The sequence below is a fragment of the Streptomyces spongiae genome (assembly GCF_009377185.1).
GTDB lineage: Bacteria > Actinomycetota > Actinomycetes > Streptomycetales > Streptomycetaceae > Streptomyces > Streptomyces spongiae.
The window spans coordinates 1-11,070 of record NZ_VJZC01000329.1 but is presented as its reverse complement, the minus strand read 5'-3'; the positions used below and the strand labels follow the sequence as shown (position 1 = coordinate 11,070).

9 protein-coding genes and 2 pseudogenes are annotated in these 11,070 nt (G+C 69.2%); 7 read left to right on the top strand and 4 right to left on the bottom strand.

Annotated features, from left to right (window positions below; genetic code table 11):
- The 6 genes and pseudogenes from FNH08_RS51040 to FNH08_RS32550 form a co-directional block, all read left to right on the top strand.
- A pseudogene (locus FNH08_RS51040) lies at nucleotides 1-248 on the top strand (2-polyprenyl-6-methoxyphenol hydroxylase); the annotation flags it as partial.
- A gap of 27 nt (nucleotides 249-275) precedes the next feature.
- Nucleotides 276-1,211 (top strand): VOC family protein, encoded by a 936-nt coding sequence (locus FNH08_RS32570; protein ID WP_152775123.1) that lies wholly within the window; start codon nucleotides 276-278, stop codon nucleotides 1,209-1,211.
- A gap of 59 nt (nucleotides 1,212-1,270) precedes the next feature.
- The gene (locus tag FNH08_RS32565) at nucleotides 1,271-2,035 is read left to right on the top strand and encodes an EthD domain-containing protein (RefSeq protein ID WP_152775122.1); all 765 of its coding nucleotides are present in this window, start codon (nucleotides 1,271-1,273) and stop codon (nucleotides 2,033-2,035) included.
- Entirely contained in the window at nucleotides 2,032-3,015 is a 984-nt protein-coding gene (locus FNH08_RS32560; protein WP_322725877.1) for an ornithine cyclodeaminase family protein, read from the top strand. Before FNH08_RS32565 ends, FNH08_RS32560 begins: the two co-directional genes overlap by 4 nt.
- A gap of 13 nt (nucleotides 3,016-3,028) precedes the next feature.
- A complete protein-coding gene (locus FNH08_RS32555) occupies nucleotides 3,029-4,495 on the top strand; it encodes an NAD-dependent succinate-semialdehyde dehydrogenase (RefSeq protein ID WP_152775121.1) in 1,467 nt (488 codons plus the stop codon).
- Nucleotides 4,496-4,527: 32 nt separating this feature from the next.
- Entirely contained in the window at nucleotides 4,528-5,547 is a 1,020-nt protein-coding gene (locus FNH08_RS32550) for a dihydrodipicolinate synthase family protein (protein WP_152775120.1), read from the top strand.
- 780 nt (nucleotides 5,548-6,327) lie between these two features.
- Here the strand turns inward: FNH08_RS32550 and FNH08_RS32545 are convergent.
- The 3 genes from FNH08_RS32545 to FNH08_RS52385 form a co-directional block, all read right to left on the bottom strand.
- Nucleotides 6,328-6,567 (bottom strand): hypothetical protein, encoded by a 240-nt coding sequence (locus tag FNH08_RS32545; protein ID WP_152775119.1) that lies wholly within the window; start codon nucleotides 6,565-6,567, stop codon nucleotides 6,328-6,330.
- A gap of 261 nt (nucleotides 6,568-6,828) precedes the next feature.
- The gene (locus tag FNH08_RS32540; RefSeq protein ID WP_152775118.1) at nucleotides 6,829-7,875 is read right to left on the bottom strand and encodes an SGNH/GDSL hydrolase family protein; all 1,047 of its coding nucleotides are present in this window, start codon (nucleotides 7,873-7,875) and stop codon (nucleotides 6,829-6,831) included.
- 313 nt (nucleotides 7,876-8,188) lie between these two features.
- Nucleotides 8,189-8,797, bottom strand: coding sequence for a transposase family protein (locus FNH08_RS52385; RefSeq protein WP_228034488.1), 609 nt, complete (start codon nucleotides 8,795-8,797; stop codon nucleotides 8,189-8,191).
- A gap of 12 nt (nucleotides 8,798-8,809) precedes the next feature.
- Here FNH08_RS52385 and FNH08_RS32535 point away from each other — a divergent pair.
- Nucleotides 8,810-10,424: pseudogene (locus tag FNH08_RS32535) on the top strand (pre-peptidase C-terminal domain-containing protein); the annotation flags it as partial.
- Nucleotides 10,425-10,854: 430 nt separating this feature from the next.
- Here FNH08_RS32535 and FNH08_RS51035 read toward each other — a convergent pair.
- A partial coding sequence (locus FNH08_RS51035) for a hypothetical protein (RefSeq protein ID WP_194238689.1) occupies nucleotides 10,855-11,070 on the bottom strand: 216 nt, incomplete at its 5' end.

Genomic DNA, 11,070 nt, shown 5'->3' with positions numbered 1-11,070 from the left:
CGCCCACCCTCGCCCAGGGCGCTGCCATGGGCCTGGAGGACGCGCTCGTCCTCGCCGAACTGCTCGTCACCCGCGACCGGTTGGACCAGGACCTCTTCGACACCTTCACGGCACGCCGCCTCGCCCGGGCGCGCAGCGTCGTCGAGACCTCGGTCGAACTGTGCGACGCCGTGCGGGATCCCGAGCGCAGGGCCGGCGCCGACTCCCTCATGCACAGCCTCTTCCCGCTGCTCTCCCAGCCCGCCTGACCCCGATCCGCGAAAAGGAGCCCCCTGATGCCCGACCGTCTCATCACCCATCTGCGCCACGTCGACCTGGCCGTACCGGACTTTGCCAAGCAACTGGCCTTCTACCAGGACCTGTGGGGCCTGGAGAAGGTCGCCGAGGACACCGGCATCGCGTTCCTGGCCGCCGTGGGCTCACCCGAGCAGTACGTCGTCCGGCTCCGCGAAGCCGGACAGAAGCGCATCGACCTGATCGCGTTCGGCGCCGCCACGGCGCGCGACGTCGACGCGCTCGCCGCCCGCCTGACGCTGGCGGAGGTGAAACTGATCACCGAGCCGGACAAGCTCAAGACCCCTGGCGGCGGCTACGGGTTCCGGTTCTTCGACCCGGACGGCCGGGTCGTCGAAGTCTCCGCGGACGTGGCGGTCCGTACCCACCGCAAGGTGGAGGCCAGGGAATCGGTACCGGTGCGGCTGTCGCACGTGGTCATCAACTCGCCCGACCCCGAACCTCTGGTCGCGTTCTACGAGAGGCATCTGGACTTCTCCCTCTCCGACACGCTCACCCACCCGAAGATCGGCGCCGCGATGTACTTCATGCGCTGCAACCCCCAGCACCACAGCTTCGCCGTGGCCAAGGGACCGCACGCCTCGCTGCACCACCTCTCCTTCGAGATGCGCGGTATCGACGAGTACCTGCGTGGGACGGGCCGGCTCCGGCGGGCGGGCGCGGACCTCCTGTGGGGGCCGGGACGCCACATGGCCGGTGACAACACCTTCAGCTACTTCATCGACCCCAGCGCCAACGTCATGGAGTACACCACCGAGTTGACGCTGCTCGACGAGGACACCTGGCACCCGGGCCTGCACGACTTCACCGATCCGATGGTGCAGGACCAGTGGGGCACGGCCAACTCGGTCGAGGACCTGCTGGCCAGGACGCCCCTGGACCTGCCCGACCCCGCCTTCGTCGCCCCGCCGGTGTGACCGTCGCCCCCGCCCACCGCAGTGACGAACAGGCCGTCAACACCCTTGAGGAACATCCGATGATCAAACTTGTAGCCGCGATTCGTCGCCGCCCCGACATGACCCACAGCGAGTACGCCGACTACATCCGGGACGTGCACGGCGGGCTCGCTCTCGCCAAGAAGCTCACGTTGCGCAAGTACGTCCAGAACCATGTCTTCGACAGCGCCTACGGCGCCACCGGCGACATCGAGTATCAGGTGACCTGGCCCCGCGACTCCGTCACCGAGCTCTACTACGACGACGTCGAGTCCATGATGCGGGGCTTCGAGGACCCCCACAGCGCGGTGGTGGCCGCAGACGGGGCCAACTTCAGCGACATGCCCTCGGCGGTCAGCCTCCTCGTCGAGGAGCACCGCCCGGAGGTGCCGAACCCAGGGCCGGGCGCGGTGAAGGTGCTCCTGTTCATGGAGGCCGCCGAGGGGGTGACGCCCCAGGAGTTCCGCGGCCGTTGGCGGCAGGCGCACGACGACGTACTCGCCGACGCGTCCGGACCGGCCGGGACCCTGCGCGGCTACCAGTGGAACACGGCTGTTGCCGGTGACGCCCGGGGCGAGCACTTCGGCAGCTCGGGGCAGCCTTCGTACGAGGCCTACGCCGCCCTGTGGTTCGACGAGGCGGAGGCCCTCCCCGCCTTCCGCGCCTATCACACGGCGCTGACCGCCCACGCGGAGAAGCGCGGCCCGTTCCACCAGCCGTCGCGGTCCTTCTTCCTGCTCAGCCGGGAGGTCGTCATCTTCGACGACCTGACCGGGAACACCTCCGGGCCGAAGGAGCACGCGTGACGACGTTCCTCACCGATGACGACGTCAGGGCGGTCTTCGACTGGCCGGAGGCGGTCACCGCACTGCGTGCCGCGTACGCGGCAGCCGCCGACGAAGCGGGCCTCCCGCCGCGCACCATGGCACGCGGCGAAGGCGTCTGGCTGCGGACACTGACCGGTGTTCTGCCCGGAGCCGGGGTGATGGGCGGCAAGATGATCGCCGCCTCGATGCACAGCCGAGGCGCTTCGTACCTGATCCCCTTGTTCGATCAGCGGACCACCGAGCTGCTGGCGCTGCTCGACGGCAACGCGGTCACCGGCTTCCGTACGGCGGCGACCTCGGCACTCGCGGCCGACCTGCTCGCCCCGCCCGGCTCGTTGCGCGTCGGGGTGATCGGATCGGGGTTCGAGGCGCAGCATCATGTGCGCGCGCTGGCGGCGATACGCGAACTGGCCGAGGTCAGGGTGTTCAGCCCCAACCCGGCCAGCCGCGCCCGGTTCGCCGAACGCCTCGCCGACCTGGATGTTCCGCCGGTGGCGGTGGACAGCGCTCCGGAGGCGGTCGCCGGGGTGGACCTGGTGGTCTGCGCGGCCCGGGCACGCGGCGAGCGGCCCACGCTGCTCGGCGCCTGGCTCGAACCGGGGATGACGGTGGTCTCCATCGGCTCCACCCTGCCCGAGCAGCGCGAACTGGACGCCGACGCGATCGCCCGCGCGGATCTGATCGTCGCCGACCACGTCGACGAGGTCGCCCACGACACCGGCGACATGATCGCCGCCAAGGAGGCGGGCGTGGTCTTCGCGGACCGGCTCGTCCCGCTCGGCGACGTGGTGGCAGGCCGGGTACCCGCACGGCCGTCCCCGGACGCGGTCGTGCTCTACAAGTCGGTCGGCACCGCCCTTCAGGACCTCGCCGTAGCCGTCATGTGCGTCCGCCGGGCCGCTGAATCACAGGTCGGCACTCCGCTGCCGGTCACCATCCGTCCGGTGGCCAAGGGATGACCAGGAGATCCTCATGCGCGGAGAACTGAACGACACGGCGCTGCTGAGGACCGCAGCGTACGTCGACGGTGTATGGGCCGGTACGGGCGACAGCGGCGCCTTCACCGTGCGCGATCCCTCGACCGGCGAGGAACTCGCCAAGCTGCCGAAGCTGAGCCGCGCCCAGACCGCCTCGGCCATCGGGGCGGCGCACCGGGCACTGCCCGGCTGGCGGGCACGGTCGGGCAAGGAGCGCGCGGGGATTCTGCGCCGCTGGTTCGACCTGGTGACGGAGCACTCCGAGGACCTGGCCCGGCTCATCGTCCTCGAGGAGGGCAAGCCCTTCGCCGAGGCGGTGGCCGAAGTCGCCTATGCGGCCTCGTTCCTGGAGTGGTTCGCCGAGGAGGCCAAACGTGTCAGGGGCGACGTCATGGCATCCCCGGAGCGCTCCCGGAGGATCGTCGTCCTGCAGGAGCCCGTGGGGGTGTGCGCGGCGATCACGCCGTGGAACTTCCCCGCGGCGATGATCACCCGCAAGGCGGGACCGGCCCTGGCGGCCGGCTGCACGATGGTCCTGAAGCCGGCCGAGCAGACCCCGCTGACCGCCCTCGCGCTGGCCGAACTGGCTGAGCGGGCGGGCGTTCCGGCCGGGGTGTTCAACGTGGTCACCGGAGACCCGCGTGAGATCGGCCCCGAGCTGACCGGCAACCCACTCGTCCGCAAAGTCACCTTCACCGGTTCCACCGAGGTCGGCCGCCTGCTGCTGGCCCAGTCGGCCGCCACGGTGAAGAAGACCTCGATGGAGCTGGGCGGCAACGCCCCGTTCCTGGTGTTCGACGACGCCGACGTGGACGTCGCGGTGGAGGGTCTGATCGCCACCAAGTACCGCAACACAGGGCAGGCGTGCATCAGCGCCAACCGCGTCTACGTCCAGGACGGCGTCTACGACGCCTTCGCCGCACGCCTCACCGAGCGGGTCTGTCGTCTCGTCGTCGGCGACGGCTTCGACGAGGGAGTCCAGCAGGGCCCGCTGATCGACGACGACGCGGTGGCCAAGGTCGAGCACCACGTGACCGACGCACACGCCAAGGGAGCCACCGTCCTGTGCGGAGGGGAACGCCACCCACGGGGCGGGCTCTTCTACCGGCCGACGGTGCTGGCCGGCGTCACCGCGGAGATGGCGGTGACGCGGGAAGAGACCTTCGGACCGGTCACACCGCTGCAACGGTTCACCGACGAGGCCGAGGCCGTCCGTCTGGCCAACGACACCGAGTACGGCCTGGCCGCCTATCTGTTCACCCGGGACGCCGAACGCGTCTGGCGGGTCGGCGCGGCCCTGGAGGCGGGCATGGTCGGCATCAACACCGGCCTGATCTCCAACGAGGTCGCGCCGTTCGGCGGCGTCAAACAGTCCGGCCTCGGCCGCGAGGGATCGATCTACGGCATCGCCGAATACCTGGAAACCAAATACCTCGCCTGGGAAGGCGCAGGAACCAGCTGATCTCACCGACAACCACCCGAGGAATGACCACCATGGCTCGATACCACCGCAGCGAGGCCCGCGCCTGGGCGCGCGAGAACCTGGTCGGGATCGTCAACTGCACGATCCCTTCCTTCACCGGCGACCTCCAGTTCCTGAACGAGGAAGCGATCCGGCACGACACCCGGCTCGCCATCGAGCACGGCTTCGCCGGCACGCTCGGCGTGTCCGAGGTCGCCATCACCCTGCCCGAGTACCTGGACTTCCTGCGCGTCGTCAAGGACGAGGCGCGCGACCGGCTGATCCTCGTCCACCACGCCAGCTTCAGCACCCTCGAACAGAACATCGAGGCCGTGCGGGGCGCCGAGGAGGCCGGCGCCGAACTGGTCCTGCTGTCCTACCCCCCGAACTTCTACCCCGAGTCCGAGCAGGAGATCTACGACTACACCAAGGCCGTCTGCGACGCGACGAACCTCGCGGTCATGCTCTTCCCCATGTATCTCTGGGGCTTCAGTTCCCGGATCCACCCGTCCGACATCCCCGTACGCCTGATCCGCCGTCTGATCGACGACTGCCCCAACATCGGCGCGATCAAGGCGGAGGGCGGATTCCCCAGCATCCAGAGCGTCATCGAATGCCATCGCCACTTCGGTGACGAGGTGGTCATCTCCATGCCGATCGAAGGCGAACTGATCCCACTGTCCCAGATCATGCCCCTCCAGTTCTCGGCCACCAGCGACCACGAGTACTACGGCCCCATGATCCCCCGCACGTTCAACCTGCTGCGCGACGGCAAGTACGACGAGGCCGCCGACATCTACTGGCAGCTCCACCCGGCGCGCAAGACCAAGTCCAATCTGGGGCCGGCCCTGCACGGCGGCAACTTCATCAACCGTCAGGCCTGGAAGTTCCAGGGGTGGCTCCAGGGCTACAACGGCGGCCCGCTCCGCCAGCCCACCCAGCGCATCCACGACGCCCAGATGACCGCCCTGCGCAAGGGACTCATCGACGCCGGGCTCGAGCCGAGCATGGACCCCTTCCGCGAGTTCTTCATCGGCCGCAACCCCGCCTGACCCTTGGGGTCGGCCCCCACCCGCTCGCTCACGGGGCAGGTGGTCGACCCCTCCAGACGCTGGACCGCCGACCGGGCTGCACCCCGGTGAACCGTTACTGGTTCGGGGTGCCTCGGCCGGCCTTTCCTTGGCCGGGCCCTCAGCTCGGTAAAGCCGGCCGCCCGACCGTAGCTGTGTCCGACGTCGTCAACGACCAGCACATGCCCCCCCGGGTCAATGACCTGGGGGGCCTGCCATGTGGCTCGCCGGGGAACCGTCTTGCAGACGGTTCCCCGGCGAGAGTGTTCTGACCGGCGGCCGCTCACGCGAGCCGAGGGCTGGGGTCGGCGCAATCTCCGAGCTGCCGCCGGACCGGTCAACTCCAGCTGTCCAGAACTCGCGATTTGCGAGGCCGCCCGCCACGCGGGGTGGGGCGTCGCGTCCCGGCGCTGCGGAGCATGGCCCGGCGTGAGCGCGGCCGACCGACCGGCTCGGTCCGACGCGGCGACGAAGAAGCAGAGGCGAACCGGACGCGCATCGATCGGCGTTGCGGCCCTGTCGGTGGACGTGGCAGGACAGCGGGCCTGCGCTACGGGTTGGTGGGGATGTCGGGACGCGATTGGTCGCCCCTCCCTACCACGAGCACGATGCGATCGGCGGCCGCCACGTCAGTGGCGTGGCCCGCTGGCAGTCCGCGCGGTCGGCTTCCGCGACCCACAGACCCCCGCGGCCGTGCTGGCCGAGGAGCGCGACTTGACCGAGGAGAGAGGGGGTTCCAGCGTCAGGCGGGCTGGTACTGGGTCAACGCAGGCAGTCGTAAGCGCCGCGGCCGGTAAAGACAAGCTGCGAACCGCCATCGGCGTGGCACTGACGTTCCAGTGCCGTCCTCACCCCAGTGCGGTTCTGCCACACATAGGCTTCGTCCCCCTTCCCGGCGAACGCGGAACCGGCCCCCGCGATCTGGAGGCCCACCAGGACGGCCGCCGCGGCGGGCACGGCCCACCGAACGCGACGGCTGCGCTTGGGCACAACTTCGGACATGGTCTGTCTCTCTCTTCTCTCGTCCGTGCCGCACTTACCGATTCTCGGAGCGCGGCCATCATTCATTCCCCTGTTGCGCTGGATCGGCAGCGCGGATCCCCGCCTGAGGGGTCCCGCTGACGCTCCACGTCGGTGAGCTCGCGGGGCACGGTCCCCGGGGTGGCTGGGGTCTGCTCCCGGACCGTCCCCAGCCGAGCCCGAGCAGTCCGCCCGCGACACCGCGAGCGGACTGCTGCTTGAGTTCGATCTACTGACTGTCCGTCAGCTCTCTTCCCCCGTACGGCGCCCGCGCGCGAAGTAGACCCCGGCGGTGCCGACCGCCACGACCGCGAGACCCGCACCCGCGAAGACGGGAGCACTGCTCGACGCGCCGGTCTCGGCAAGATCTCCGTTGGTGGTCGGGTGGTTCGCCCCCGTGTCCGTGCCGGGCCCGGGCGTGGCCGACTCGCTGGGGGTCGGGGGCTGGCCCGCACCGGGCGCGTCGTTCGCAGCGAGCACCGCCGCGAAGGCGCCTGCGATCACCTTGTGTCCGTCGGCGTTGGGGTGAGGGTCCTTCTTCGTGCACGCCCAGGTCAGCTGGCAGATCTTGGCCACGTTCACCGGCACCTCGCCCGCGCCGGGCACGTTCACCTGGGTGGTGAAGTCGTCCGAGGAGAAGGCCCCGGCCACGTCCGCCACCTTGAAGTCGGCGGACTTGTACACCTGGGTGATTTCCGTGTTGGCGGCCTTGATCAGAGGTGCCGACTCCTTGGCGGTCTGCTGCCCCGCGGCGCCCTGCAGCCAGGCCCCCAGGAACGGGTTGTGGTACGTCGAGCCCACGAACTGGGTGTCCTTCGCGCCCGCCTTGCGGAGCGCGCCCGCGATCTGGGCGAGGTTGGTCGCCATGGTCTGGCTCCGGCTGTTCAGGCACGCCCCGTCGAGGGTGCCGGCCGGGCTGACGCAGTTGAGGAGAATGTCGTTTGCACCCACGCTGAGGGTCACGTAGGCGACCTTGCCGCGGTGCTTGGCCAAGGCCTGCAGGGCGGCGTCCAGTTGGGACTTGGCGTTCGGGTAGTCGCACTTGCCGCCCTTGATCAGAGACTCGGTGGTCTCAGCGGTGCAGCCGAGGCGTATGTGCTTCAGTCCGGGAGTGCGCAGTTTGAGCTGCGCGTAGAGCTGGTCGGTGTAGGCGACGTCGGTGTCCTTGTCCACGTCCGGCTGGTAACCGGTGGTCAGGGAGTCACCGAGCGAGACGTAGTACGTGGTGTCCTTGCCGTTGCTCGCCTCGTCGGCGGCGGCCAGTTGGGGCGTGCTCAGCACGATCGCCATGGCAGAAATGGCCAGCCCGGGGGCGAGACGCTGGAGGGATCTCATCACTTATGTGCGCTTTCCAGTGTTTGGGGGGGGTGGTTGGATGCCGAAAAGCATTGGCGTGAGACGTGGCGGGAAGCAGCGAAACTCAGCCGCAGCAGTTCCAGGCATCCGAAAAAAGCCTTGGTGAAGGTGGGGGGGAATGCAGCCTCCGTCAGCGGCGGGATCTGCCCGACTTCGTCTTGGAGGACTGGCGTCAATCTAGCAAGGCTGACAGGGGCTTGGATATGACAGGTGGACAAATTTACGATCATAACGACACGTGTAACCGTCAGAAAGCCTCGATCGGCCGGGAATTGCTCACCAGACTCGCCGGTAGCCATTCGTTGAGTGACCAACTGGGTGACAACTGACGTTCTCTCGTCGGTGATCGTTTCCAGATTCGGTTGAGGGTGAGGGCGGCTCGGGCGATGTCGCCGATCCGGCTGGGGCTGAGCGTGATGTGCTGCAGTGTGCGCCATCGCTGCTTGAGTTCGGCGGCGGTGCGCTCGCCCAGGTCCCGGATGCTCCGCACGAGTGCGTCGAAGGTGCGGATGTCCGCGCAAAGTGCCTGCTCGGACTGGCCCTTGGAGCGGCGGACCTGGATGAGAATGCCGGTCCCCGCGCCGATGTGTCCCTTGTCGGCGAGGGTCGGCAGGCCGTCGGACGCAGCCTTGTACAGGGCGGGCAGGGCGTGGAGGCGGGCGGCGGTGATGTCGGGAGTGGAGCCGGGCTCGACATCGGAGCCCCACAACGGCGTGCCGTCTGGTGCGGACAGGAACTGCACGTTGCCGCCGAACGCCTTGTGTTTCTGCCTGAACCACAAATTGTTGCCGTTCTCGCGGATGCCGGCGAGGCGGTCGCTCTCGATGAGGGTGCCGTCGAGGACTACGTGGGTCATGCCTTCGTGTCGACAGCGCCGGCGGTCTCCGCCATCCCGTCGTGGATGCCCGGCAGCCAGTTCTACGAGGATTACACGGGCTGGAACCTGCCTGCCGGCTACGCCATGTACCAGGGCACGTCGATGGCGTCCCCCCAGGCCGTGGGCGCGAGCGTGCTGCTGCTGTCCGCCGCGAAGCGGCAGGGCACTGACCTCACCCCGGTGAAGCTGCGTACCGCACTCACCTCGACCGCCGCTCACATCAAGGGAGTTCAGGGGGACGAAGAAGGCGCGGGCCTCATCGACATCCCCGCCGCGTGGAAGGCGGTCGAGAAGGGCACGAGTGCCCACGACTACACCGTCAAGGCCCCGGTGGACACCGTGCTGGACCAGCAGCTGAAGACGCTGGGCTTCGGTACGGGCGTCTACGACCGTGAGGGCGGGCTGAAGGACGGCCAGAAGAAGACGCACGAGGTCACCGTCACCCGTACCTCCGGCCCGGACGGCCCGGTCCTCCACGAACTGCGGCTGAAGAACAACAAGGCCGACACCTTCGCGATCCTCGGCTCCCGGACCGTCGAGCTGCCGCTGAACAAGCCGGTGGCCGTCAGGATCCAGGCCGGGTCCGCCTCCGCGGGCGTCAAGAGCGCCCGCCTGGAAGTGGACGCCCCGACCACCGAGGGCGTCGACAGGCAGATCCTGACGACGGTCGTGGTCTCCGCCCCGGCCGAACACACCTACGTCGTCTCGGGCTCGGTGCAGCGCAACAGCGCGAACACCTACTTCGTGACCGTCCCCGAAGGCGCCAAGACACTGGAGGTCAGGCTCGGCGGCCTGGAGGACGGCAGCTGGACGACGGCCGGCGCGCTCCAGCCGTCCGGCCTCCCGGCCGATGACGACGACCCCACGACGCCGGACGTCGCCACGTACCCGAACCCGCAGGCCGGCGTCTGGGAGATCGTGGTCGAGTCGTACTACGCCACTCAGCCGCTCGACAATCGGTACGCCCTTGACGTCGCCGTCTACGGGGCATCCTTCGCCCCGGATCCCGTGACCGTGCCGGAGGGCAAGGCAGGCACCCCGGCCGCCGTCTCCCGGACCGCGACGAACGGGGACGCGGCGGTGGACGGCACTCTCAAGGGCGGCACGCCCGGTTCCTCGAAGACCGCGCGCCCGACCATCGCCGACGGCGCCACACAGACCACTACGGTCGAGGTCCCCGAGGGCGCCACATCACTGGTCGTCGCCATCGGCTCGCCCGAGGACAATGCCGCCGACCTGGATCTCATGGTGTACGACGCCAAGGGTGGCCTGGTCGGCGTGGACGCGGACGCCGATGCCGAGGAATCGGTCTCCGTGGCCGACCCGGCCGCCGGTACGTACACGATCGAGGTGCTGGGCTAGTGCCGTCCGGTTCGACCGCCTTCGACTACCGCGGCGTGGTCTTCTCCAGCGCGCTCGGCTCGGTCACGCCGGACGAACTCGGGGCCGGTGAAGTTCGGGGTACGGGCGCCGCGACGACCGTGTCCGCACACGTCACGGCCACGGCGGCCGTACCGGAGGGGCGCCACCGGAGGTACGCCTGGTCAACGACCGCGGGACGGTCGCGGGCAAGGGCACCGTGACGATCGGGACGGTCACGTGGTAACCGAGGGCTCGGGCCACCATCATCTGCTCGACAGCGAAGGACGGCTGCCCTGGATTCCGGTCCGGGGCCATCCGTCGCCCGGCGGCGTGCTTCCTGTGCCGAGGCGGGGGAGCAGGTCTGCCGGTACCGGGCCTGGCGGTTGAGTTGGCTGATCAGCGGCATGCGGTACGCCGGCCAGTGCGCGGAGTTGCTTCTCCGGTGCCGGAGGGCACCGTCTGACATATGTCAGATCAACGAGATTCTGACAGTCGTCAAGTAGCGGGCTCGAGTCCTGACGGATGGCGTCTGACATAGGTCGGCCTGATTCTGGCGGGGTGTCAAATAAGCTGGTCGCGATCCCTGAGACGGTCCGCGAGGCAGGACCTGACGCCGCGGGCACCAGCCGAACAGCCGCGGGCCCCGTGTCTCGGCGACCGCTCGTCACCCACCCTCAGTCGCACACCCTTCGGTACGGCGCGTCCGGTACGTACGTGGCCCACTCCGCCCTCGTCAGGTCCTCGTTCCCGGCTCGGACGCAGACGTGCCCGATGATGCGGGTGGGGTCGAGGGTGTAGCGGTGGAGGGGGACGTGGCTGCCGGCGGCGAAGAGCGTGGCGTTGTCGGAGCTGAAGACGAGAGAGACGATGGGCTCGCCGGGGGTGGGGAG